Source organism: Streptomyces sp. NPDC033165 (assembly GCF_055577965.1).
Genome location: NZ_JBVIPK010000015.1, coordinates 91,318 through 115,962 on the forward strand (window position 1 = coordinate 91,318; position 24,645 = coordinate 115,962).

Below are 24,645 nucleotides of genomic sequence, written 5' to 3' on the forward strand. Positions count from 1 at the left end.
GCCACGGGAGCGCCGGTCAGGGGGCGGCGGGCAGTCCGTACGCGTCCGCGATCAGGTCGTAGCTCCGCAGCCGGGCGTCCCCGCCGTGCGCGTTCGCGGTGATCATCAGCTCGTCCGCGCCCGTGCGCTTGGCCAGGTCGTCCAGGCCGGTGCGGACCTCGTCTGCGGTGCCGTGGACGACGTTGGCGAGCCAGCCGTCGACGAACTCCCGTTCCATCGGGGAGAAGGCGTACGCCTCCGCCTCCGCCGGGCTCGGGATCAGCCCCGGCCGCCCGGTGCGCAGCCGGACCATCGACAGAGCGCCGGTCAGCACCTGGCGGCGGGCCTCGTGCTCGTCGTCGGCGGCCAGCGCCGAGACCCCGATCAGGGCGTACGGGGCGTCCAGCACCGCGGAGGGCCGGAAGGACTCGCGGTACAGGTCGAGCGCCGGGATGGTGTTCTGCGCCGAGAAGTGGTGCGCGAAGGCGAACGGCAGCCCGAGCGTCCCGGCCAGCCGCGCGCTGAAGCCGGAAGAGCCCAGCAGCCAGACGGGCGGCCGGTGCGCGGACTGCACCCCGCCGGGGGCGGTCGCCTGGACCGGGCCCGGCACGGCGTGGATGCGGCTGTACGGGTGCCCGTCGGGGAAGTCGTCGTCCAGGAACCGGATCAGCTCGCTGAGCTGCTGCGGAAAATCATCGGCCCCTTCGGTGAGCCGGTCGCTGCGGCGCAGGGCGGCCGCCGTCGCGCCGTCGGTGCCGGGGGCCCGGCCGAGGCCGAGGTCGATCCGGCCGGGGGCCATCGCCTCCAGGGTGCCGAACTGCTCGGCGATCACGAGCGGGGCGTGGTTGGGCAGCATGACCCCGCCGGAGCCGAGCCGGATGCGCTCGGTGCGGGCGGCGATGTGCGCGAGGATCACGGCCGGGGAGGACGAGGCGACCCCGGGCATGGAGTGGTGCTCGGCGACCCAGTAGCGGTGGAAGCCGCGGCTCTCGGTGAGCCTGGCGATCTCCACGCCGGTGCGCAGGGCCTGGGTCGCGGTGCGGCCCTGCCCCACGGTGACCAGGTCGAGGACGGACAGCGGAACGGGGGCCGTGCCGACCGCCGTACCTCGGATTCCGTCGCCGCCCGTCTCGTCGCCTCGGATCTCGTCCACGTGTCGGCCCTCTCCCGGTGGTACTCGTCGTACGTATCGGAGGGGTGCAACAGGAGGATGGCTCCGCTTATTCCGCCGGGCCGCCTTCTCACCGGGACGGGCCCCTACTCCCGTACCTCGATGCCCTTCGGCTCCAGCGACCCGGGCACCGGCTCACGGGTGGAGAACAGCGTGCCGAGCGTGGGGGCCCAGATCCTGCGGTCGGTGAGACGCAGCCCCTCCCACACCGTGACCTGGTTCGCCGTGAGGACCGGCTTGCCGAGCGCTTCCTCCAGTTCGGGGATGTACGCGGCGGTGTGCAGGGACGTGCCCGGGATCAGCACCGCCTCGGCGTCCGGGGCGTCGGCCTCCAGCGCCAGCCGCTTCACCCGCTCCGGCTCCCAGGACCCGGCCTCGGCCGAGGAGGCGGCCCCAGCGGACGCGGCCGCGACGGCCTCGACGCCCGCCGACGCCAGGAACCGGGCGAGGAGCCCGGTGACGTCCTCGGAGTAGGGGGCCGCGACGGCGACGCGGCGCGCGCCCAGCTCCCGTACCGCGTGGGCGAAGCCGATCGAGGTGCTGGAGGCGGGCAGCCCCGCCGTCCGGGCGAGGGTGGCGACCTGCTCGTGGGCGCCCTCCCAGCCGTACCCGAAGCTGCCTCCGGTGGACGCCCAGACCAGCGCCTCGGCGCCCGCGAGGCGCAGCTCCTCGATGCCCTCGGCGATCCGGCCGGGCGCGCCCCGCTCGCGCAGTGCGCCGGGGTGGCAGTCGTCCTCGCCGGGGTCGGTGGCGAACAGGGGCAGCCGGATGTCGGTGTCGAGCAGGATCTCGATCCGTGGGAAGTCGTCCTCGGCGGCGTGGCCCGGGTAGAGAAGTCCTACGGTCGTCATGTCCACCCTTCCTGTGCGTCGACGGCCCGCCGCGCGGCACCGCCCCCGTTGCGGTGCGGCGGCCCGCCGGACCTGCCGGGCGGGCCGTGACCGCGCGACCGGCCACTCTTGCCCCGACTTGTTCCCAGTATTCCTCCGGTGGGCCCGCGGCGTCGGGCGCGCGGCCCGGCATCGTTGACGGCGGGGGGCCCTGCTGCGAGCGTGGGCGCTTCCGACCGCCGTTTCCCGCGTCCGTACCGCTGCCGGAGGGCCGACCCGCGATGCCGAACCCCGTGCTGCTCGTCCTCGACGCCGATCCGCCCCAGCCCCCGCGCCTGGGCCGGCTGACCGGCCGGGTGGACGTGCGGTACGCGGACGCCTCCTCGCTCGCCGAGAAGCTCCCGTACGCCGATGTCCTGCTGGTGTGGGACTTCGCCTCCGAGGCGGTACGGGAGGCCTGGCCGGGTCCGGGGGCGCGGCCGCGGTGGGTGCACGCGGCGAGCGCGGGCGTGGACCGGCTGCTCTGCCCTGAGCTGGTCGCCTCCGACACCGTTCTCACCAACGCGCGGGGAGTCTTCGAGCGGCCGATCGCGGAGTACGTGGCGGGGCTGGTACTGGCGTTGGCCAAGGACCTTCCCGGCACCCTGGCGCTCCAGCGGGAGCGGCACTGGCACCACCGCGAGGGGCAGCAGGTCGCCGGTACGCGGGCGGTGGTGGTCGGGGCGGGGCCGATCGGCCGGGAGATCACCCGGCTGCTGCACGGCCTGGGGGTCACGGTGGCCCTGGTGGGGCGGACCGCCCGGCGCACCATCCACGGGGTGGCGGATCTGGACCGGCTGGCGGCCCGGGCGGACTGGGTGATCGCCGCGGCCCCGCTGACCGACGCGACGCGCGGGATGTTCGACTCCCGCTTCTTCGGTCTGCTCCAGCCGTCGGCGCGGTTCATCAACGTGGGGCGGGGGGCCGCCGTGGTGGAGGCCGACCTCGTGGACGCGCTGAACCGCCGCTGGCTCGCGGGCGCGGCGCTCGATGTGTTCGAGGACGAACCGCTGGGCCCGGACAGCCCGTTGTGGGACGTTCCGGGGCTGTTGATCTCGCCGCACCTGAGCGGGGACACGGTGGGGTGGCGCGACCGGCTGGGCGAGCAGTTCGTGGCGATGTACGAACGGTGGGCGCGGGGCGAGCCGTTGCCGAACGTGGTGGACAAGGAACGCGGTTACGTCCCGTCCCCGGACACGGGCACGGACGCGGAGACGGGCACGGACGCGGGTGCAGGCGCGCACGCGGACACGGACTCCGAGACCGGCACCGGCTGATCCCTCGCCCTCCGCCCGCCCCAGGGCACGGGAACGTCACCTTCCGGCCACTGTTCGGTTACAGGCCCCGGCTTCCTGCATAGACGTACGGGACGGGGCAGGCGCTCACCCTGTCCGGACTGTTCGACCTCCAGGAGATTGCGAACCATGGCTGAATTCCCGAACCTGTCCCGCCGGGGTTTTCTCAACGGAACGGCGGCCGTGGGCGGCCTCCTCGTCGTTCCCGGCCTGCTCACCGCGTGCAGCAAGACCGACTCCGGCGCCGCGACCGGTGAGGGCGCCCTCGACAAGCTCCGCAAGCAGGGCTTCGTGCGCGTGGCGTACGCCAACGAGGCGCCGTACGGCTACCTGGAGGGCAAGGAACTGAAGGGCGAGGCCCCGACCCTGCACCGGGAGATCTTCAAGGCGCTGGGCGTGGATGAGCTGAAGCCGACGCTCTCCGAGTGGGACGGGCTGATCCCGGGCCTCCAGGCCGGGAAGTACGACGTGGTCAGCGCGGGCATGGCCATCACCCCGGAGCGCTGCGGCAATGCGATCTTCTCCGAGCCGGAGTTCATCTCGCCGACCGCGCTGATGGTGAAGAAGGGCAACCCGAAGAACATCACCGACCTGGCCTCCGCCAAGGAGGCCGGGATCACCGTCGGCGTGATGTCCGGTGCGGTGGAGGGCAGTTACGCCGAGGGCGCGGGCATCCCCGAGGACAGGATCAAGACGTTGCAGAAGCCGCAGGACGGGGCCGACGCCGTCAAGGGCGGCCGGATCGACGCGTTCCTGCTCACCGGGATCTCGCTGCGCTGGCTGGCGAAGACCAACCCGGACACCGAGGTCACCGAGGCGTTCCTGCCGAAGCTGGACGGCAAGGAGCAGTTCTCGCCGGGCGGCGCGGTCTTCCGCAAGGGCAACGAGGACCTGCGGGACTCCTTCAACCGCGAGCTCAAGAAGATCGTCTCGGACCGCTCGCGCTATGTGCAGCTGCTGGAGCCGTACGGGTTCGGGGAGACGGAGATCCCGCCCGCCGACCTGAAGACCGCGGATCTGTGCAAGGGCTGACGGGGCGGACGCACACGCATGAGTGACTTCTTCTCCCTCCTCGTCGAGGAGTTCCCCCAGGTCCGTTCGGGCCTGTGGGTGACGCTGCAGGCCACGGTCCTGGGCGCGCTGCTGGCCGGGGCGCTGGCCTTCGCGCTCGGGCTGATGGCGGGCAGCAAGCTGCTCCTGGCGCGCGGGTCCTCCCGGGTGGTCGTGGAGTTCTTCCGGGGGACCTCCCTCTACATCCAGCTGTTCTGGCTCTACTACGCGATGCCGCTGCTGACCGGCTACGAACTGACCCCGCTGATCTGCGGGGTGGTCGCGTTCGGCCTCAACTACGGTGCGTACGGTGCCGAAGTGGTGCGCGGTGCCATCAACTCCGTACCACGCGGGCAGTACGAGGCGGCGATCGCGCTCAACCTCAGCCCGGCCAGGCGGCTGTGGAAGGTGATCCTGCCGCAGGCCTGGGTGCAGATGATCCCGAGCTTCACCAATCTGCTGATCCAGCTGCTGAAGTGCACCCCGCTGCTGTGGCTGATCTCGGCCGCCGACCTGATGACGGTGATCCAGCAGCTGCGCGACCGTACCGGTGAGACCCTGACCGCCTATCTGATCCTGCTGGCTGCCTACTTCGTCCTGGCCTACGCGCTGACCCTGCTGATGAACCTGCTGGAGCGCGGCGCCAAGCGGCGGCTCGGCCTGGACACCGGTGCGAAGGGCCTGCTCAAGAGCCGCAGCACGACCGCGACCGCCGTGGGAGGTACCCGGTGAACGGCTTCGACTGGAACGCCGTCGGGGAGTCCCTGCCCCTGCTGCTGGAAGGGTTCCGGGTCACCCTGCTCGCCACCGTGCTCGGCACCCTGGTGGCAGCCGTGCTGGGGCTTGCCGTCGCGGTGGCCGGGCGCGCCCCCAGCAAGTTCGTCACGGTCCCGGTCCGGGCCGTCACGGAGTTCGTGCGCTCCACCCCGCTGCTCGTCCAACTGGTGGGGGCGGCAGCGCTGTTCAGCTCGGTGGAGCCGCTGTACATCGGGATCGCGGTGCTGGGCGTCCACTACGCCGCGTACACCTCGGAGGTCTACCGGGCCGGGATCGACGGCGTACCGAAGGGGCAGTGGGAGGCGTGCCGCGCGCTGTCGCTGTCGCCCCGGCGCACCTGGCAGGCCGTGATCCTGCCGCAGGCGGTGCGCAATGTGCTGCCCGCCCTCGGGAACTACGCGATCTCGATGTTCAAGGAGACCCCGTTCCTGGCCGTGATCACGGTGCAGGAGATGGTCTTCGAGGCCCGGAAGTACGGGGCCGACCACTTCGCCTACACCGAGGTGTTCACCCTCGCCGGCCTGATCTTCCTGGTCGCGAGCTACCCCACGTCGCTGCTGATGAGAAAGCTGGAGAAGCGCCTTGGCCACTGACCCCTCCCTCCTCAAGAAGACGGCGGCCCCGGCCTCCCAGGGCGCTCCCGGGGACGCGGCCGCGGCGGCCGGGCGCACGGGCGAGCCGCTGGTGCGCTTCGACAAGGTGGTGAAGCGCTACGGCGACCATGTGGTCCTGGACGAGCTGGACTTCACCGTCGACCGCGGCGAGCACGTCACCCTGATCGGGCCCAGCGGCTCGGGCAAGACCACGATCCTGCGGCTGCTGATGACGCTGGAGAAGGTCAGTGACGGGGTGATCTGGGTGGACGGCTCCCCGCTGTCGCACGTACGGGCCCCGGACGGCTCCCTGAAGCCCGCGGGTGAGAAGCAGCTGCGCGAGTCCCGGAAGAAGATCGGGATGGTCTTCCAGCAGTTCAACCTCTTTCCGAACATGAAGGTGCTCCAGAACATCACCGAGGCCCCGGTCAGCGTGCTGGGCAAGAGCCGTGAGGAGGCCGAGACCCGGGCCCGGGAGCTGCTGGACCTGGTGGGGCTCTCGGCGAAGGTCGACGCCCACCCCTCGCAGCTCTCCGGGGGCCAGCAGCAGCGGGTCGCCATCGCCCGCGCCCTGGCCATGGAGCCGGAGATCCTGCTCCTGGACGAGGTGACGTCCGCGCTCGATCCGGAGCTGGTGGCCGGGGTGCTGGAGCTGCTGGAGGACATCGCCAGGAACACCGACATCACGATGGTCTGCGTGACCCATGAGATGAACTTCGCCCGGGACGTCTCGGAGAAGGTACTGATGTTCGACGCGGGCCGGGTCGTGGAGTCCGGACCGCCGGAAAAAATCTTCTCCGATCCGTCGCACGAACGTACGCGCGAGTTCCTCAACGCGGTGCTGTGACCTCGCCGTTAACCTCCCGCTCATGACGTTGGCATATGCCAGACGGGTGCGCCCCAGTTGACAGCCCCGGGGCGCACCCGCTGACTCGCCAACTGCCGCCCCGCGGGTGGGTTTCGGCCGCTATCGTGGGGCGAAAGCTTGCGGTCACAACCTGGTAGGGGGACACCGTGGCATTGAAGCCCGAGCCGACCGCGCCGTTCCACTCGGTGCAGTACGCCCTGCGCGTGCTCGAAACGGTCTCCAAGCACGGCAACGGTGTGGCCGATGCCCAGATCTCCCGCGAGACGGGCCTGCCGACCGGCCACCTCGCCCCGCTTCTCCTCACACTGCGCCGCGAGGGCTATGTGGAGCAGGTCAGTGACGGCGCCTACGTCATCGGCGCCTCGCTGCTCCTGCTCGGCTCCGGGGCGGCCCGCCGCCAGGCCCTGGAGGTCCGGCTCCAGCACACCCTGACCCAGCTGCGCGACGCCGTCGGCGCGGCGGTCTACCTCAGCCGGTACGTGGACGGCGAGATCAGCGTGACGCAGGTGGCGGACGGGCCGCTCACCCCGGCGGTGAACGAGTGGGTGGACTTCCGCTCCTCCGCGCACGCCAGCGCGGTCGGCAAGTGTCTGCTGGGCCAGCTCGACCACGACGGGCGGCGCGATCACCTCTCCCGGCACAAGACGGCCCGGCTCACCTCGCGGACGATCACCAACGAGAAGATCCTCTTCTCCCAGCTGGACGCCCAGTCGGCCACGGTCCCGGTGCTGGACCTCCAGGAGTACGCGGTGGGCACCGTCTGCGCGGCGGTGCCCCTGACGGCCGGGGCCTCGGCGGGCTGCCTCGCCCTGTCCCTGCCGATCGAGGACGCGCACCGGCTGCGGGCGGCGGCCGACATCCTGAGCCGGCAGGCCGCGCCGGTGCTGCTGTCGCTGGCGCTGTAGCCGCCGGGGCCGGGGCGGACCGATGCCCGGGTAGCGTCACCGCCATGCACGCACCGACACCCACGCTGGACCTCCTCAAGGAGTTCGACGACAGCGTCGACCGCTACTACGCCCCTGGCTTCGAGCTGATCGAGTTCGGCCACGACGACGGCGGATATCCGCAGCTCTCCGACCGCATCCGGCCCTTCGCCCAGGCGAACGGCTCCGGCTCCACGTACGCGATCTGGCTGCGGGACGACCGCGCCGACCTCGCCACGCTGCCGGTGCTCCTGCTCGGGGACGAGGGGGGTGTCCATGTCGTGACCCGCGATCTGCCCGAACTGCTGCGCGTCCTCGCCTCCGGCTGGTCCCCCCTGGGAAGCTGGGACAGCCTGGACTACTACGACGAACGCGAGGAGGGGGACGCGGACGGGGCGCCGTACGACCCCTGCCCGGCGAACGAAGCGTTCCGCGTCTGGCTGCGCGACCGCTTCGGCCTGGAGGCCGCCGAGGACCCCAACGCGATCGTCCGGGCCGCCCAGGAGGAGCTGTGGGAGCCGTTCGCCGCGTGGATCGGGCCCCTGCTCCCGGACGCGGTGAGCTCGCGCGGGACGGCGTAGGGGACGGGCCCCGGAGCAGCCCGGGGGCGGCCCGGGGCGGCGGGTGTCATCAGCACCCCTCGGGACCAGGTATTATTTTCGAGTCAGCAGGCGCCGTTAGCTCAGTTGGTTAGAGCAGCTGACTCTTAATCAGCGGGTCCGGGGTTCGAGTCCCTGACGGCGCACGACACGCAGTGGGCGGTCTCCTTCATGGAGACCGCCCACTGCGCTTTTCCCACTCACCGAGCTCTCCCCCGCTCCTCGTACTGTGCGAGCAGAACGGCAAGGCTCCCGTCGTCCAGTGGCGCGTACGTGCCGTCGCCGTGCCGGTCCCACCACACCGGATCCGCGCAGCGGAAGCCGGCCCTGCGCAGCGCCACCCGGTGGACCTTGTTCGTCGCGGTGACCGGCATCCGCTCGACGATCCGGACGAACCGCGGTGCCATCTTCGTCCCCAGGTCCGGCTGGGCGCGCAGGAATGCGGTGAAGGCCGCCGGGTCGAAGGCCGCGCCCGGCCGGAGGGCCAGGGCGGCCATCACCCGGTCGCCGGTGACCGGGTCCGGGACGGCGTAGACCGCGGCCGCGGCCGCCTCCTCCCAGCGGGCCAGGATGTGCTCGATCATCGCGGCGGCCAGGTTCTCGCTGTCCACGCGGAGCCGGTCGTCGGTGCGGCCCGCGAAGTAGAGGTAGCCGTCGGCGTCCCGGTAGAAGAGGTCACCGGTCCAGTACCAGCCGCGCCGGGCCCGTTCCGCGTCCGCCTCCGGGTTGCGCCAGTAGCCCTCGAAGGGAGTCGGCCCCCGGTTGACCAGCTCGCCGATGGCCTCGTCCCCGTTGAGCAGCTTGCCGCCCGCGTCGAAGCGGGCCGGTGGGCGCTCCGCACCGGTCTGCGGGTCGACGACGGCGAGGTCGTCGCCCGGGGCGGCCAGGCCGATCGCGCCCGTCGGGGTGCCGGGGCTCCGCTGGATCGCCGCGCCGCCCTCGGAGGAGCCGTATCCCTCGACCAGCTGCACCCCGAACCGCTCCCGGAACCGGGCCGCGTCCACCGCCCCGGCCTCGGTGCCGAAGCCCAGGCGCAACGGATGCTCCCGGTCGTCGGGGCGCTCGGGGGTGGCCAGCAGATACTGCACGGCCCGCCCGACGTAGGTGAAGTACGTCGCCCCGTAGGCGCGTACGTCGTCGAGGAAGGCGGAGGCGGAGAAGCGGGGGCGCAGGGCTATCGCGGCCCCGGCGGCGAGCGCGGGGGCCCAGTCGGCGAGCACCGCGTTGCCGTGGAACATCGGCATGCAGATGTAGTGGACGTCGGCGGGCCGGACCCCGAAGTGCCCCGCCAGGGAATGCCCGGCCCCGGCCAGACGGCCCTGGGTGCAGATCGCCGCCTTGGGCGCGCCGGTGGAGCCGGAGGTGAAGTAGAGGAGCATGCGGCTGCCGGGGCCGACCGGGGAGACGACGGCGTCGCCGGGGCGTGCGCCCGCATAGGGGGCGAGCAGGGCGGCGTACGCCTCGGTGTCGGTGACCAGGACCCGTACGCCCGGCAGCTCCAGGTCCGCGAGAAGCGGCAGGTGGGCGCGCGCGGTGATCAGGAGCGGGGCCTCGGTGTGCAGGATGTCGCGGGCCAGCTCGGGGCCGCGCCGGGTGGGGTTGATCCCCGCGACGGCGGCCCCGGCCAGGGCCGCCGCGCTGAGCCACATCGGAAACTCAGGGGTGTTGTCGAGCAGTACGCCGAGGTGCGGTTCGCTGCGGCTCGGCAGCAGATCCGCCAGGAGCGCCGCCCGTGCGGCGGCGCCCTCGACCACCTGGTGATGACTGAGCACGGTGGGGCCGTGCTTCAGGGCGGGCCGGTGGTCACCCCATTGACGTCGTACGAGTTCCGCGACGGTGCCGGTACTCCTCATGGCGCCGCACGATATCTGATGGAGCGTCAGAACTTAACGTCCGAGCACGCGTAGAAGGCGTTGGCGGTGTCCGCCACGTTCCACACGGCGAGGATGATGTGCTTGCCGCTCTTCTGGGTGGGGATCGTGCCCTGGTGGGTCAGGGTGGCCGGCGGCTGCCGGTTCCCGTAGGGCACGGTCATGAAGGGCTGCGATTCGAGTGCGGCCCGGGTGAGCGGCTTGGTGGAGTCCCAGCCGTTCTTGGTGATGTAGTAGCGGAAGTCGCTGGTGGAGTGGCGGGCGGTGAACTGCCAGCGGAAGCTGTAGCCCTGCCCGCCGGTGACCTGGGTGGCGGGCCAGTTGCCGCCACGCGGGTCGTCGAGCTGAGCGAACCGCCCGTTGCCGCCGGAGCAGATCCTGCCGTCCGCCGGCCCTGCCGCCGGGAAGCCCTTGGGCCCCTCGACACTCTGCGGCTCCCACCGGATGCCGCCGCAGTTGGTGACGGTGCCGTTGGCACAGAGTTTCTGGCGGCTGATGGGGGAGTCCGTGTAGCCGTGACTGCTGGCGGTGTTGGTCGCGAGCACCGAGACGCCCGCTATCGCCAGGCCGATCACGGCCGCGCTTGCTCTTTTCCGCATTGCTGTCGCTCCTCTAGAACGTGGGGGAGGTTCCATGAGCATTGCTCGACATGCTGCGCGCGCTTGGTGCGAGTGATGGACACGTGCCGGTTGATGGGTTCGGCGGTTGCACGTGCCAGGTGACGCATGATGCATCCTGCGGTCTAGACCAAGTCTCAGATTATTGACACGGCATGAACATGTCCAGGCCAACGGGCGTCGTATTCCATCGGCCCGCACCGGCTCCCCCGCGCCTCAGGCCCCGTCCCCTCCCCCACTGCGGCCCGTGTAGAACGCGACGGTCAAGTCCTTGACGAGGGCCTTGCGTTCGTAGTCGTCGAGCTCGACGATGCCGCGGCTGGTGAGCCGGTTGACCGTGTCATCGACGGCGTCCACCACGGAGGTGAGCACGCTGTCACGGTGCTTGGCGTCGATCGCGGCGATCCGCCGTCGCTGCATCGCCGCCGCGACCTCGGGGGCGTACTCGATGCCGGTCGGCTGCGCCGAGTACACCTCCACGCCCACCGGTTCGCAGTCCGCCTTCAGCATCCGGGTCAACGCGTCGCCGACCGCCTCCGCGTCGCGCAGGGTCGGGGCGTCCTCGTGGAACGCGTCGGCGGGCAGCTGGGACAGGACCCGGGCCATGGCGGCCTCGACCTGGGCGCTGAGATATGCCTCGTGGTCCTCGATACCGAGGGCGGCCCGCACGGTGTCCTCGACCCGCCAGACAACGAGGACGACCACGCGCAGTGCGGTGCCGTTGGCGTCTACGGCGGGCAGCGGTTCGCTGCGCCAGTGCCGCAGCCGTACGTCGACACGGCGGCGCAGAAGCAGGGGCGAGACCCAGACGAGGCCGGTGCGGCGGACACTTCCCCGGTAGTCGCCGAAGAGCGTCAGCACCCACGCGTACCCGACCCGCCCGCGGCCCAGGCCGCCGAGCGCGAGGAGCACCACGGTGGCCAGGAGGGCGAGCAGCGCCCAGCCGCCCGCCCCGACGCCGACGTCGGTACGGGGGCCGATCCCGACGGCGGTCTGCCAGGCGGCGGGCAGCGCTCCCCGCCACCACAGGACAGCCAGCCCACCGGCGATTCCGGCCGCGCCGGTGAGCAGGGCGGCGTACCCCGACAGCGCGGGCCCGGGCCGCTCGGCGAGCCGGGGGTCGGCGACAGGGGCGGGCCGGGTCGAGGGCTGCACCCGCGGCTGCGGCGTACGCGGCACGGGGGGCCGCCGGGTCGCGGGCGCGCGCTCCCCGCCGGCCGCGCGCCCGGCGACGGCTGCGGGCAAAGCCGCGGCGCCGTCGGGCTCCAGGTCGTCCCGGAAGAGGAGGTGTACGGGGATGGAGGCGGTGGACTCGTTGGCGATGACGGAATGGCGGCGCCCGGGGGACGTGGCGGATGCGGGGGGCGCGGGGAGGGGTACGGAGGTGGATGCGGATGCGGAGCTGGCTGCGGATGCGGGAACGGAGAACGTGGCGGATGCGGGCCGGCCCTCCGGGCCGAGGTCCAGCACGAGATCCAGCTCGGTGTCGGGCCCGGAGTCGCCCACGGCCCCCCTGCCGGGGCCGCTCCCGGCGCCCGGCTCGGCCCCGTAGGAGGGGTGCGGGGTCCACTCCGCCGAGGGTTCCGTCCTCAATCGCCGGACGGGCTTGAGGTGGAGGTTCCCGTCCAGGGGGACGGGGCGGGAGGGGGCGGAGCGGTCGGGGGCGGGGGCGGGGGCCGGGCGGGCGGGAGCCGGGCCCGGGCGGTCGGGGGCGGGGCGGTCGGACCCTGCGGCCGGGCCCGGGCGGGCGGGGGCCGGGCCCGGGCGGCCGGTGCCCCGGTCCGTAGCGGCGCGCGCGGCTTCGCCGTCCGGGGCAGGGCGGGTCAGGTCCCGGCCCCGGTGGTCCGGGGTGACCGGGCCGTGGCCCGGGGCCGGGCCGACCGGGCCCAGGTACAGGCTCTCCCCCGACGACTCCGGGTGATCGGTCCGCAGCGGCGCGGGCTCGGCCGCACCGGCACGGCCAGACGGCGACTCGGCCAGACCGGAACGCTCAGCCGTCGACCCGGCCGCACCGGAACGCACAGACGCCGACTCGGCCAGACCAGAGCGCTCAGCCGTCGACTCAGCCGCACCGGAACGCACAGACGCCGACTCGGCCAGACCGGAACGCTCAGGTGAAAGCCCCTCCCCGCCCACATCCCCCGGCGCCGCTGACGCCGACGACGACGCCGACGCCGACGACGCCGACGGCACCGCATCGCTGCCGCCACTGTCGCCATCCGTCTCGCCGCCGATCGGCCCGAACAGCGGCGGCGGGACCTTCCTGTCGGCTCGGCGGGTGGGCGATGTCGCGGCCTCGGCTCCCCCGCCGCCGCCGGCACCCCGGCCCGCGCCCCCGCCGAACAGCGGCGGGGGGCTCCCCTTGCCCGGCGGGGCGAAGAGGAACGGCGGGAGGTGGTCGTCCAGCGGGTGGGAGGTGGGATTCGAGGTGGAGGTGGGAGCGGGGGCAGGGGCAGGGCCAGAAGTCGAGGTGGGAGTTGAGGTCGAGGTGGGGGTGGGGCGGGTGGGCTGGTTGTTGTTGGGGGTCACCGGTTCCCGATTCCTTTCCGTCACGTCCGTACGTCCGTCGTCACATCCGTCACGCGAAGAGCCGGCGCCAGGTCTCCGGCCCCGGATATCCGTCGGCCGCCCCGCCGCGCCAGCCCTGGGCCCGCTGGAACGCCTCGACGTTGCGGCGGTCGGCCTCGGTCCAGAGCGGGCCGGGGCCCGACACGTAGTGCTTGCCGTATCCCTTCTTCACCAACTGTTTGCCGAGCCGGTCGACATGGCTGTTGGACTGACCCGGCTTGAAATAGCCGCGCCCGGGGAACGCGACGGCCGTATTCGGGCTGCCGCCCGCCCCCGCGGCCGGGATGTCGCGGCCCTTGCCGGTGGTCAGCAGTTTCCAGGTGTCCGGGCCGGGGATGCCGTCGGCCTCCGCGCCCCGCCAGCCCTGGGCCCGCTGGAAGGCCTGGGTCGCCCGCCGGTCCGCCGAGCTCCATACGGGGCCGGGGCCGACCGCGTAGAAGCGTTTGCCGCCCCGCTGGACCAGCATCCGGCCGAGCTGGGTGACGTACTTGTTGTTGCTGCCGGGGCCGAACCGCGCGGCGCCGGGGAAGGCCGTGTCGGAGCCCGAGCCGGGCGAGCCGCCGGTGACGCCCTTGTAGCGGTAGGCGACATAGCGGTCGGAGTTGTTCCAGTACGCCATGGGCGTCGGCTGCTTCCGCGTCCGCGGACGCGCCTGCTCGTAGGCGACGTAGTGGCTGCGCCTGTAGTCCGTCCAGCCGCCGAAGATCGTGACGTGGGAGCCCTTGGTGGGATCGGCCGGGTTGTGGAAGAGAAGGATGTCGCCGGGCTGGAGGTCGGCGCGGGCGATACGGGTCCCGTACCGGGCGAGGCTGCCGGTCCACTCGTTGCTTCCGAGGTTCCAGGCCATCGACACGTAGCCGGAGCAGTCCTGGCGGTACCCGTCCGACCAGTACTTCTCCATGCTGTACGGGACCTTCGCGGCCACCCACCTCTTGGCCCGGTTGATGATGTCGGCCCGAGTCGTCCGGCGCGGGTCCGGAGCGGCGGACGGCGGGCCCGAGGCGCCGGACCCCTTCAGCGGGCCCGTCTCACCCTGCGGGGTGGCCGGTTCGGGGTGGTCACCGCCCCCGTCGGCGTGCGGGGCCCCGGGGGCGGGGTCGGCCGCGGCCGCCGCACCGGCGGCCCCGCAGGAGAGGACCACCCCGGCGGCGGTGGCCAGCACCAGGGCGCGGCGGGCACCGTGCGCGGCCGGGTGGCCGCCGTACCGCACCGGCAGGGCCCTCGCGGCGGCGCGGCGGCGCATGGCGCACCCCGCACACGTGCAGTCGATGGCGGGCTCGTACTCCTCGAAGACCGGCACAGGCATGCGATGTCCCCTCCGCACTCGTCACTCGTCAAGATCTCTGGGTGCAGCCGCGACGGGCGTCAGCGTTCTCAACTCTCCCGACGTATCGCATTTTGACGGACTTATGAGAAAAAACGACCATCTGACGGGGCGTGGCGTCCGGTAAATGGTCCGGAGCACCCCTCGGAGTCGGGTAGAGTTCTTCAGGTCAGCAGGCGCCGTTAGCTCAGTTGGTTAGAGCAGCTGACTCTTAATCAGCGGGTCCGGGGTTCGAGTCCCTGACGGCGCACGCACAGTCAAGGCCCCCTCACCAAAAGTGAGGGGGCCTTGATCATTCCCCGTCCGACACCCGGTGACACCCGAAGTCGTACACGCACAGCGACGACGGGAGCATCGGACCGTCACGAAGCAGTGACGGAGCGAAAGGGGGCGCTGATCGTCACCTCATCACGCCCCCTCCATAACTGGCGCCCAAATCGTGCGTATGGCCGGTAAACAGTCTGTTTCACCCTTGCGATCCCGTTCGGTGTCGGACAATCTGTCTGGGGGCCGACGGCTCCAAGGGGACTGCTGATCCATACAGTTGACACAGCAGAGCGTGACGTTCCGGTTATCTGCGCTGCGGGTGGGGGTCCCGCTCAAGGGCGGATGCCGAGGGGGCATCATGCAACCGGAAGGCTGCCGATCCATGTCTGTGGGAACGGTGGCTTGCCACCGTATGCGTGCCCGGTGAAGAACGGGGACCCACCACGCACGAAGAGACCGAGCAGTCACGCACCAGCATGCGTGCGGGGGGATGACCCATGACGTCGACGCCGCCAGGCGACCGGCAGGAGAACGACGCTTCCCGGACGACACAGCTCCGGATACCGCAGCAGCTGCGGACCGGGGCGCCGCGGCGGCGTGCGCGGAAAGAGAAAGAGCTGCCGCGCTACGACTACGAGCACTACAGCCGGCTCGCCGGACCGCTGACGCAGCCGCCCGCGGGCAAGCCGTACAAGGTGCAGTACCGCTCGCTCATATCCCAGGAGCCGCACCGGGTGCGCGCGGCGCTCCTGCTCGGCGCGGCGCCGCTCGTCTCGCTCGGCCTCTTCGCCTGGCTGATGCAGCCCAGCCACTGGACGGACCGCGACCCCAACCTGGACAACGACCTCCTGCTGGTCCTCGACATCATCATGCTGGTCTCGATCGGCCTGATCGAGCTGTTCCGCACGATGAACGTCCTGTCGAACGCGCACGCCACCCTCGTCGCCCGGGACCCGGTGCCGGTGGTCCCGGAGACCGGCACCAAGGTCGCCTTCCTCACCTCCTTCGTTCCCGGCAAGGAACCCCTGGAGATGGTGACGAAGACCCTGGAGGCGGCCGTGAAGATCCGCCACCGCGGTCTGATGCACGTCTGGCTGCTGGACGAGGGCAACGACCCCGCGGTCAAGGAGGTCTGCGCCCGGCTCGGTGTGCACCACTTCTCCCGCAAGGGCGTGGCCCACTGGAACCAGGCCAAGGGCCCGCACCGCGCGAAGACCAAGCACGGCAACTACAACGCCTGGCTGGACGCGCACGGCGGCGACTACGACTTCTTCGCCTCCGTCGACACCGACCACATCCCGCTGCCGAACTACCTGGAGCGGATGCTCGGCTACTTCCGCGACCCGGACGTCGGCTTCGTCATCGGCCCGCAGGTCTACGGCAACTACGACACCTTCGTCACCAAGGCCGCCGAGTCGCAGCAGTTCCTCTTCCACGCGCTGATCCAGCGCGCGGGCAACCGCTACGGCGCGCCCATGTTCGTCGGCACCAGCAACGCGGTCCGGATCTCGGCGCTCAAGCAGATCGGCGGCCTGTACGACTCGATCACCGAGGACATGGCCACCGGCTTCGAGATCCACCGCCACCGCAACCCGGTCACCGGCAAGAAGTGGCGCTCGGTCTACACCCCGGACGTGCTGGCCGTCGGCGAGGGCCCGACCGCCTGGACGGACTTCTTCACCCAGCAGCTGCGCTGGTCGCGGGGCACGTACGAGACGATCATCGGGCAGTTCTGGAAGGGCTTCGGGACCATGCCGCCCGGCAAGCTCTTCAACTACACGATGATGATCATCTTCTATCCGATGTCGGCCCTGAACTGGATCCTCGCGGCTCTCAGCTGCGCGCTGTTCCTCGGCATGGGCGCCTCCGGTGTCCAGATCGACCCGACGATCTGGATGATGCTGTACGGCAACGCCTCCGCCCTCCAGATCGGCCTGTACATCTGGAACCGCCGCCACAACGTCTCGCCGCACGAGCCCGAGGGCTCCGGCGGTCTCGCGGGCATGGTGATGTCCGCGCTCTCCGCCCCGATCTACGCCCGTTCGCTGATGGACGCGGTGCTGCGCCGCAAGAGCTCCTTCGTGGTGACCCCCAAGGGCGACTCGTCCAGCCCGGACACCCTCTTCGGCACGTTCCGCATCCACCTGTTCTTCATCGTCGTCTTCGGCGCCTCGATGATCTCCTCCTTCTTCCTGGGTCACAGCCACCCCGCGATGGTCACCTGGGCCTCGCTCGCGCTGCTGATCACCGCCGCGCCGATCATCGGCTGGAAGTACACGATCCGCGCCGAGAAGAAGAAACGCCGGGCAGGCGGAGGATCGCACCGCAGCGGCGGACCGGCCCCGGAGCCGCGGCCCCAGCCCGGGGCGCCCGGGAACGACCAGACCATGCAGATCGCCCTTGGGGGACGTAAGAAATGAAGTACCGTCCGAGCCGCCGTACACGCCGCCTGGCGATCAGTACGGCGGTGGTTCTCGCGCTCGCGGGGGCGAACGGGCCGTGGCTGTACCGCTTCAGCACCGAGCGCTACCACGAGTACAAGATCAACCAGCAGGAGTACAAGGCGGCCAACGGCCACTGGTCCTTCCTGGACATCCCGTCCGAGTACAAGATCAACACGATCCACGCGGCGCTGCTGCACACCGGCAAGGTGCTGCTCGTCGCGGGCTCCGGCAACAACCAGAAGAACTTCGACGCGAAGAGCTTCCGCTCGGTGCTGTGGGACCCGAAGACGGACACCTTCAAGAACATCCCCACGCCCAAGGACATGTTCTGCGCCGGGCACACCCAGCTGCCCGACGGCAAGCTCCTCATAGCCGGCGGCACCAAGCGCTACGAGAAGCTGGAGGGCGATGTCACCAAGGCCGGCGGCCTGATGATCGTCCACAACGAGGACCCGGACAAGCCGATCACCCTGCCCGCGGGCACCCGCTTCACCGGCAAGGAGAACGGCAAGACGTTCGTCTCCAAGGACCCGGTGCTGGTCGAGAAGGCCACCAAGGTCTTCGACAAGGAGACCGGCGCTTTCCTGCGCAACGACCCCGGGCTCGGCCGGATCTACGTCGAGGCGCAGAAGGCCGGCAAGAAGTACGAGACCGGCACCGAGGACAACTACCGAGTGGCGGGCCTGTCCGGCTCGGACACCCGCAACGTCTACGGGATCGCACAGAAACTGGCCCTGGACAAGAAGGACTTCCAGGGAATCCGCGAGGCCTTCGAGTTCGACCCGGTGGCGGAGAAGTACATCACCGTCGACCCGATGAAGGAGGCCCGCTGGTATCCGACCCTGACGACGCTGGAGGACGGCAAGGTCCTCGCGCTGTCGGGTCTGGACGAGATCGGGCAGATCGTCCCGGGCAAGGACGAGATCTACGACCCGAAGACGAAGGAGTGGGAGTACACCGGCATCGAACGGAGGTTCCCCACCTACCCGGCGGTCTTCCTGCTCAACGACGGCAAGCTCTTCTACTCCGGCTCCAACGCCGGGTACGGCCCGGCCGACGTCGGGCGTGACCCGGGCGTCTGGGACCTGTCCACCAACAAGTTCAAGAAGATCCCCGGGCTCAGCGACCCGGACCAGATGGAGACCTCCGCGACGGTTCGGCTGCCCCCTGCCCAGGACGAGAAGTTCATGGTGATCGGCGGCGGCGGAGTCGGCGAGTCGGAGAAGTCCAGCGAGAAGTCCCGGCTGGTCGACCTCCAGCAGAAGAACCCCAGGTTCACCGACGGCGCGTCCCTCTCCGAGGGCACCCGCTACCCCAGCGCCTCCCTGCTCCCCGACGACTCGCTGCTGGTGACCGGCGGCTCCAACGACTACCGGGGGCGCAGCGGCTCGGATGTGCTCCAGGCCCGGCTGTACGACGCGAAGAGCGACACGTACAAGCGGGTCGCCGATCCGCGGGTGGGCCGGAACTACCACTCGGGCTCGGTGCTGCTGCCGGACGGACGGGTCATGATCTTCGGTTCGGACTCGCTCTTCTCGGACAAGGCCAACACCCGGCCCGGCGTCTTCGAGCAGCGCATCGAGATCTACACCCCGCCCTACCTCTACCGGGACTCCCGGCCCGAGCTGACGGCCGGGCCCAAGAAGATCGAGCGTGGCGGTACGGGCCTGTTCACCACGCAGCACGCCTCCTCGATCACCTCGGCGAAGCTGATGCGGCCCTCGGCGGTCACCCATGTCACCGACACCGACCAGCGCACCATCGCGCTGGAGATGAAGAAGTCGGCGGACGGGATCACCGTCACCGTGCCGGAGAACCGGGCGCTGGTGCCCGCGGGCTGGTACATGCTGTTCGTCACCGACGCCAAGGGCACGCCGTCCGAGGGCATGTGGGTCGAGGTGCCCGAGTAGCCGCACATACGTAGGCGGTGGCGGTGCGGGCCGCGCCCGGGGGAGCCTCCCGGGCGCGGCCTGCCGCTGGTCGGGGTGACGCCTCCCAGGCGCGGCCCGCCGCTGCTTCGGGTGACGTCTGGCGGGCGCGGCCCTACGCTGCTTCGCGTTGTTACTTCGTGGCGCGGACCAGGCCCAGCGCGTACTCCGGCCACCAGTCGCCCGCCTTCGGGCCGCCCTTGCAGTCGCCGTCGGACTCACCGGGGCGCTTGATCCACAGATAGGCGTCGACGAGGTCATCGCCGGTCTGGGTGGTCGGGGCCTCGCCGAGCGCGCGGCCCGGGGGGTTGCACCAGCTCTCGGCGGGGTCGCCGCCGGTGTAGGGGCCGTTGCCGTTGCGGCTCGTGTCGATGACGAAGGGCTTGTTGCCGATCTTCTCCGACAGCTTCTTGCCGAACTCCGTGGAGACGGCCGTCGTCTGGAAGTTGGAGACGTTGAGCGAGAAGCCGTCCGCCTCGGCGATCCCGGCCCGCTGGAGCGGCTGGTAGAGCGCGTCGGGCGACTGCCAGCCCGCGTTGCCCGCGTCCAGGTAGACCTTGGTGGCGGGCTGCTGCTTCAGCCGCTGGATCGCACCCTTGAGGAGGTCGTAGCGCTCCTCGTGGAACTCCTGGGGCGTGCAGCCGTCGACCAGGTGGAGCAGGGCGTCCGGCTCCAGGATCACGGTGGCGCTGCGGTCCCCGATGCCCTTGGCGACGCTGTCCAGCCAGGAGCGGTACGCCTGGCCGTCGGCGGCGCCACCCTTGGAGAACTGGCCGCAGTCTCGGTGCGGGATGTTGTAGAGGACCAGCAGGGCGTCCCGGTCCGCGGCGGCGGCCGCCTCGGTGACGCCCTTCACCTGGTTCTCCGCGTTGTCCGGACTTATCCACTCGCCGACCGGCTGTTCGGCGATCTTCCGGATCAGCGCGGCCTTCTCGCCGTCGCCGTCCTTCTCATACGCGGCGACCTGGCGGGCCGCGTTCCCCTCGGGGTTGACCCAGTACGGGTCCTTGGCCTTGGGCTGCTGGGAGACGGTCGGCGCGGCGTCCTTGTCACCACCGTCCCCGTCACCTGAGCAGCCCGCCAGCAGCAGGGCCGCCCCGACCGCCGCTGCCGTACCGGTCGTCCTCAGGCCCGCCACGCGCTTGCGCGTCCGGGACCGGCCGGTGTAACTGCCGTACATCCACTCCCCCTTGGGTGCACTGCCTGCACTGCCTGCACTGTCGCTCACTGGATTCACCGATGGGCTGCCGGTCCGGACCATCCTGGCACAGCGGCGGCGAGCCCACGCGGCCGGTCGGCTGGGCGCCCGGCCCCGTGACGACGGGCTCATCTCCCATCCCTACAACGGTCACACAGAGGCACCGGTTCCGGACATCCTGTTCGAAAACCGGTGATGCTCGCGGCCGCTCCCCCTACAGTGGCGACAGGCCACGCGACCTCCCGTTCCGCGCCGGGCGACTCCCGCGGCCGGGCGCGAACGGTCGAGGACCGGCCCGGTCGGCGCGCCCCGAGAGGCGGCCGACCGGGCCGGGGTGGAACGCATTCCGTTGCGCGTGTTCCGTGGCGCGGCAGGTCAGATCCGGCCCCCGTGCGCCGCCTGGACGCGCTCCCCGCCACCGGGTGCGCCCTTCGCGCCCGTGAGGTAGGCCGAGACCACCACGTTCGCCGAGTAGGAGCGGGTCCGGTGGTCGTACGTGCCGCCGCACGTGATCAGCCGCAGCTCGGCCCGGCCGTCCTCGCGGGGCCCGTACGCCGCCCTCGCGTCGAAGCGTTCGCGGGTGACGACCTGGACGTCGTCCACGGTGAACTCCGCGACGCTGCCGTCGGTCCGGGTGACCTTGATCTTCGCGCCGGGCTTCACCGCGCTGAGCCCGTAGAAGACGGCCGGTTTCGTCTCGGTGTCGACGTGCCCGACGAACAGGGACGCACCCTTCGCACCGGGTGCGGTGCCGTCGCCGTACCAGCCCGCGGTCTTCGGCATGCCGTACGGGGGCGGGTCGATGGCCCCGTCCTCGTCGAGGCCGCGCGCGATCACCGGGGCCGAGATCCCCGCGGAGGGGACGTCGACGCGCTCGGGGGCGACACCGTCGAGCGGGTCGTGGGCCGGGGGCAGCGGGGTTCCGAGGGGGCGGCCGACCGCGGCCACGTCACCGGTGGTGGGCCCGGACAGGCCGCCGAGCCCGACGCCGGCCTCCCGGCCCCAGAGCCACAGGCCGAGCAGCAGCACGGCCCAGGTGACTCCCGTGAGCAGTCGCCCGGTGCCTGCCGGGCGGTCCGGGGCGCTCATGTCAGTGACCGGCCGGGCCGCGTCGGCGGCGCGAGCTGCGCAGGGCGACGGCGACGGCCGCGACGGCGGCGAGCACCAGGCCGATCACCGCGTGCCGGGTGCCGGGGCCTTCGGACTCGACGGCCCGTTCGGCGAGGGTCGCGGTGCCTCCGCCGCCCGCTTTGACGGGTGCGGCGGGCGTGGGCCGGTTGTGGTGGATGACGGTGAGGGTGCCGGTCGCCTTGCCGTCGCTGTCCTCGCACGTCACCCAGACGTCGTAGGAGCGGGGTTCGGCGTCGGACCGGATACGGGCCTCGGCGAAGAGGCCCTTTCTGTCGCCGGGGCGGAACTGGACGGCCGAGGCGAAGGCGTCGGAGTTGCCCTTGGCCCGGCGGCCCTTGCCGCAGACGTCGACCCACAGTTCCACCTGCCCGCCCGGGGCGATCGTGGACGGGGTGACCGAGACGGTGCCCCGGTCGTCGTCACCGGCCGGGGCGGCCGGGGATGCCAGCGCGGCGGGGGCGGGCACGGCTATGAGCGCGGCCGCCGCTGCGGCACAGAACGTGATGGGCATGGAACGCATCGTGAACCTCCTACAGGAAGGTTCACGCCTGCGGCCGGGCCCCGCATCCGCAGCCCCCCATTCGGGCGAGACCCGGGCGGTGCCCGGACCACTGCGGATGCGGTTCGCACAGGTCAGGAGCGGTCGGCCTGGTCCGGCAGATCGATGAGGTCGACCAGGTCCGCGATGGAGTCGACGACGGTGGACGGCCGGAACGGGTAGCGGTCGATGTCCGCGACACCGGTCAGCCCGGTGAGGACCAGGAAGGTCTGCATCCCCGCTTCCAGGCCCGCCAGCACGTCCGTGTCCATCCGGTCGCCGATCATGGCGCTCGTCTCGGAGTGCGCGCCGATGGCGTTCAGCCCGGTCCGCATCATCAGCGGGTTGGGCTTGCCCGCGAAGTACGGCTCCTTGCCGGTGGCCTTGGTGATGAGGGCGGCGACCGAACCGGTGGCGGGCAGCGGGCCCTCGGCGGACGGGCCGGTCTCGTCGGGGTTGGTGCAGATGAAGCGGGCGCCGCCGTTGATCAGCCGGATCGCCTTGGTGAGGGCCTCGAAGCTGTACGTACGGGTCTCGCCGAGCACCACGTAGTCGGGGGCGTGGTCGGTCAGGACGTACCCGATGTCGTGCAGGGCGGTGGTGAGGCCCGCCTCGCCGATGACGTACGCGGTGCCGCCGGGGCGCTGATCGTCCAGGAACTGGGCGGTGGCGAGCGCGGAGGTCCAGATGTTCTGCACGGGCACGTCCAGGCCCATGCGGCTGAGCCGGGCGTGCAGGTCGCGCGCGGTGTAGATGGAGTTGTTGGTGAGGACGAGGAAGGGCAGCCCGGAATCCCGCAGCCGCTTGATGAAGGCATCGGCACCGGGGATGGGGGTGCCCTCGTGGATGAGGACGCCGTCCATGTCGGTGAGCCAGGATGTGATCGGCTTGCGCTCTGCCATGTGTCGGGACTCCTGCCGTACGCACTGCGTGCTGGGGGTGCCCGGACCACGCCGTCCCGGCACCCCCAGCATAATTAGCTGGTGGCGACCTTGACCCCGTCGATCACCCAGTACCAGTTGTTGCTGCCGGTGTAGTGGAACCGGAAGCTCACGTTGACGGCGCCGGCCGGGACGTCCAGGGTCAGCGACTGGGGCTGGGAGATCACGTCGGAGGTGTAGCTCTTCACGACGACGGGGGTGCCGCCGTTCCAGGAGGCGAGTACCCGGGCGCTCTGGCTGCCCTCCTGCCGGTAGAGGGTGGTGAAGCCGAGCGTCACGGTGGACCTGCCGCCGACCGCGTACGCCGGGGTGACGAGCGTGGAGTCGTACCGGCCGGAGGACGCCTTGTCGTCCCACTCGTCGGAGTCGGCGACCGCGAAGACCCCGCGCGAGCGGACGTTCAGCTCACGGGACTGGTCGCGGTGGCTACGGCTCCAGAACTCGTCGGTGGCGAAGGCCCAGCCACGCCACTCGGTGACGCCTCCGGTGCCCATCGCGGAGTTGACGACCGACCAGCCGCTGGGCGCGGTGTGCGTCCAGCCGAGGACGCCCGCCGGGATGCCGGTCTCGTCGACGCGGGCGGAGAGGGAGGGGTACAGCGCCTCGAAGGGGTCGGTGGAGCGCTCCTGGATCGGCTTGCCGTCCAAGCCCCAGGCGGGGTCCGGGGCTATGCCGAGCTGCTTGAAGACGGTGGCGGCGACATCGACGAGACGGGTGTCGCCGGGCGTGGCACCGGCGGCGATGCCGGGGCCCTGGGCGAGGACGAAGGTGCGCCGCTCCTCGATCGCGCTGCCGCCGTGGCCGCCGGAGTCGGTGTGGCCGTGGTCGGTGGCGACGATGACGGTCCAGCGCTCGGTGGCGTACGAGGGCCGGGCCCTGATCGCGGCGAGGAGACGGCCGAGGTAGCCGTCCACGACGTCGGTCGCCTCGCGGTAACGCCGGCTGGCCGCACCCTGGTTGTGGCCGACGATGTCGACCTGCCCGAAGTAGACGAACAGGACGTCCGGGTTCTGGTCGCGGAGGATCGACTCGGTCTCGGCGGCGATGGTGGCGTCGTGGCCGGTGTAGCCGTCGCGGTCTCCGTCCAGCACGAGCTTGGCGTCCGCGCCCGGGGTGACGGTGCCCTGGGTGTCCAGGGGCTTCCAGTCGACGGCCGCGTAGGTGGAGAGCTGGGGGCGGACCTGGGCGAGGCGGGCGAGGAAGCCGGGGTACTGCCCGTAGTTCTTCCCGGCGAAGGAGTTGTCCTTCACGCGGTGCTTGTCGGGCCAGACTCCGGTGGAAATGGTCGACCAGCCGGGGCCGGAGGAGGTGGCGGCCATCGGGTTGGCGTACAGCAGGGAGGTGCCGTACGTGCCGTTCGCCATCATCGACTTGAGGTGCGGGGCGTTCGCTGCGGCGATGACGTCGTGGCGCAGCCCGTCGATGCCGACGACGAGCACCTTGTCCTTGCTGGTGCCGTCGGGGAGGGTGGGCGCGGCGTACGCGGCGGTGGCCGTGGCGAGCGGGCCGACGGTGGCGGCGGTGGCCGCTGCGGCGGTGGTGGCGAGCACGGAGCGGCGGGACAGGGATCGGGACCGGGACACGTGATCCTCCAGGGAGAGGGGCGGGCGGGGTCGGGGTGGGACGGGATGGGGCTGGGCGGGACGGGTCGGGGCTGGACGGGTCGGGTCGGGGCTGGACGGGTCGGGTCGGGT

The 24,645-nt window shown here is 71.5% G+C and carries 20 protein-coding genes and 2 tRNA genes; 11 read left to right on the plus strand and 11 right to left on the minus strand.

What is annotated here, in order from left to right; genetic code table 11:
* Nucleotides 1-16: 16 nt before the first annotated feature.
* Nucleotides 17-1,132: an LLM class flavin-dependent oxidoreductase gene (locus ACZ5WC_RS28155; protein WP_468543429.1), complete on the minus strand. Its 1,116-nt coding sequence runs from the start codon at nt 1,130-1,132 to the stop codon at nt 17-19.
* A gap of 104 nt (nt 1,133-1,236) precedes the next feature.
* Nucleotides 1,237-2,001, minus strand: a complete 765-nt coding sequence (locus ACZ5WC_RS28160; RefSeq protein WP_468543430.1) for a maleate cis-trans isomerase family protein — start codon at nt 1,999-2,001, stop codon at nt 1,237-1,239.
* A 260-nt stretch (nt 2,002-2,261) separates the two neighbouring features.
* Between ACZ5WC_RS28160 and ACZ5WC_RS28165 the strand changes: the two genes are divergently transcribed.
* The 8 genes from ACZ5WC_RS28165 to ACZ5WC_RS28200 all read left to right on the plus strand — a co-directional run bounded on the left by ACZ5WC_RS28165 (nt 2,262) and on the right by ACZ5WC_RS28200 (nt 8,270).
* Nucleotides 2,262-3,296 (plus strand): D-2-hydroxyacid dehydrogenase, encoded by a 1,035-nt coding sequence (locus ACZ5WC_RS28165; RefSeq protein ID WP_468543431.1) that lies wholly within the window; start codon nt 2,262-2,264, stop codon nt 3,294-3,296.
* Between the two features lie 147 nt (nt 3,297-3,443).
* Nucleotides 3,444-4,346: an ectoine/hydroxyectoine ABC transporter substrate-binding protein EhuB gene (ehuB, locus tag ACZ5WC_RS28170; protein ID WP_096625554.1), complete on the plus strand. Its 903-nt coding sequence runs from the start codon at nt 3,444-3,446 to the stop codon at nt 4,344-4,346.
* A gap of 18 nt (nt 4,347-4,364) precedes the next feature.
* The gene (ehuC, locus tag ACZ5WC_RS28175) at nt 4,365-5,096 is read left to right on the plus strand and encodes an ectoine/hydroxyectoine ABC transporter permease subunit EhuC (protein WP_468543432.1); all 732 of its coding nucleotides are present in this window, start codon (nt 4,365-4,367) and stop codon (nt 5,094-5,096) included.
* On the plus strand, nt 5,093-5,734 hold the full coding sequence (gene ehuD / locus ACZ5WC_RS28180) for an ectoine/hydroxyectoine ABC transporter permease subunit EhuD (protein ID WP_096625551.1): 642 nt from the start codon (nt 5,093-5,095) through the stop codon (nt 5,732-5,734). The genes ehuC and ehuD overlap by 4 nt, the downstream gene beginning before the upstream one ends.
* Nucleotides 5,724-6,581: an ectoine/hydroxyectoine ABC transporter ATP-binding protein EhuA gene (gene ehuA / locus ACZ5WC_RS28185; protein ID WP_468543433.1), complete on the plus strand. Its 858-nt coding sequence runs from the start codon at nt 5,724-5,726 to the stop codon at nt 6,579-6,581. The genes ehuD and ehuA overlap by 11 nt, the downstream gene beginning before the upstream one ends.
* 167 nt (nt 6,582-6,748) lie before the next feature.
* Nucleotides 6,749-7,507, plus strand: a complete 759-nt coding sequence (locus ACZ5WC_RS28190) for an IclR family transcriptional regulator (protein WP_468543434.1) — start codon at nt 6,749-6,751, stop codon at nt 7,505-7,507.
* A gap of 44 nt (nt 7,508-7,551) precedes the next feature.
* Entirely contained in the window at nt 7,552-8,106 is a 555-nt protein-coding gene (locus ACZ5WC_RS28195; RefSeq protein WP_468543435.1) for a hypothetical protein, read from the plus strand.
* Between the two features lie 90 nt (nt 8,107-8,196).
* Nucleotides 8,197-8,270 (plus strand) — tRNA-Lys (locus tag ACZ5WC_RS28200).
* A gap of 54 nt (nt 8,271-8,324) precedes the next feature.
* Here the strand turns inward: ACZ5WC_RS28200 and ACZ5WC_RS28205 are convergent.
* The 4 genes from ACZ5WC_RS28205 to ACZ5WC_RS28220 form a co-directional block, all read right to left on the minus strand.
* Entirely contained in the window at nt 8,325-9,977 is a 1,653-nt protein-coding gene (locus ACZ5WC_RS28205) for an AMP-binding protein (RefSeq protein WP_468543436.1), read from the minus strand.
* Nucleotides 9,978-10,003: 26 nt separating this feature from the next.
* Nucleotides 10,004-10,594, minus strand: a complete 591-nt coding sequence (locus ACZ5WC_RS28210) for a lytic polysaccharide monooxygenase auxiliary activity family 9 protein (RefSeq protein ID WP_468543437.1) — start codon at nt 10,592-10,594, stop codon at nt 10,004-10,006.
* Nucleotides 10,595-10,828: 234 nt separating this feature from the next.
* Complete coding sequence (locus tag ACZ5WC_RS28215) at nt 10,829-13,141, minus strand: SPFH domain-containing protein (RefSeq protein WP_468543438.1); 2,313 nt, start codon at nt 13,139-13,141, stop codon at nt 10,829-10,831.
* A 49-nt stretch (nt 13,142-13,190) separates the two neighbouring features.
* Nucleotides 13,191-14,486, minus strand: a complete 1,296-nt coding sequence (locus ACZ5WC_RS28220) for a peptidoglycan-binding protein (protein WP_468543439.1) — start codon at nt 14,484-14,486, stop codon at nt 13,191-13,193.
* 194 nt (nt 14,487-14,680) lie between these two features.
* On the opposite strand from ACZ5WC_RS28220, the gene ACZ5WC_RS28225 reads away from it, so the two are divergent.
* The 3 genes from ACZ5WC_RS28225 (at nt 14,681) to glxA (ending at nt 19,125) form a co-directional block, all read left to right on the plus strand.
* A tRNA-Lys gene (locus ACZ5WC_RS28225) sits at nt 14,681-14,754 on the plus strand.
* A gap of 514 nt (nt 14,755-15,268) precedes the next feature.
* Nucleotides 15,269-17,191, plus strand: coding sequence for a glycosyltransferase family 2 protein (locus ACZ5WC_RS28230; RefSeq protein WP_468543440.1), 1,923 nt, complete (start codon nt 15,269-15,271; stop codon nt 17,189-17,191).
* Entirely contained in the window at nt 17,188-19,125 is a 1,938-nt protein-coding gene (glxA, locus tag ACZ5WC_RS28235) for a radical copper oxidase GlxA (RefSeq protein WP_468543441.1), read from the plus strand. Before ACZ5WC_RS28230 ends, glxA begins: the two co-directional genes overlap by 4 nt.
* Before the next feature lie 151 nt (nt 19,126-19,276).
* Here the strand turns inward: glxA and ACZ5WC_RS28240 are convergent, their stop codons facing one another.
* The 5 genes from ACZ5WC_RS28240 to ACZ5WC_RS28260 all read right to left on the minus strand — a co-directional run bounded on the left by ACZ5WC_RS28240 (nt 19,277) and on the right by ACZ5WC_RS28260 (nt 24,534).
* Nucleotides 19,277-20,323 (minus strand): glycoside hydrolase family 6 protein, encoded by a 1,047-nt coding sequence (locus ACZ5WC_RS28240; RefSeq protein ID WP_468543442.1) that lies wholly within the window; start codon nt 20,321-20,323, stop codon nt 19,277-19,279.
* A gap of 393 nt (nt 20,324-20,716) precedes the next feature.
* Nucleotides 20,717-21,430, minus strand: a complete 714-nt coding sequence (locus ACZ5WC_RS28245; RefSeq protein ID WP_468543443.1) for a class F sortase — start codon at nt 21,428-21,430, stop codon at nt 20,717-20,719.
* Nucleotide 21,431: 1 nt separating this feature from the next.
* Nucleotides 21,432-21,992, minus strand: coding sequence for a hypothetical protein (locus ACZ5WC_RS28250; RefSeq protein WP_468543444.1), 561 nt, complete (start codon nt 21,990-21,992; stop codon nt 21,432-21,434).
* A 113-nt stretch (nt 21,993-22,105) separates the two neighbouring features.
* Nucleotides 22,106-22,912, minus strand: coding sequence for an HAD-IIA family hydrolase (locus ACZ5WC_RS28255; protein ID WP_311119696.1), 807 nt, complete (start codon nt 22,910-22,912; stop codon nt 22,106-22,108).
* A gap of 74 nt (nt 22,913-22,986) precedes the next feature.
* Complete coding sequence (locus ACZ5WC_RS28260; protein ID WP_468543445.1) at nt 22,987-24,534, minus strand: alkaline phosphatase family protein; 1,548 nt, start codon at nt 24,532-24,534, stop codon at nt 22,987-22,989.
* Nucleotides 24,535-24,645 lie beyond the last annotated feature (111 nt).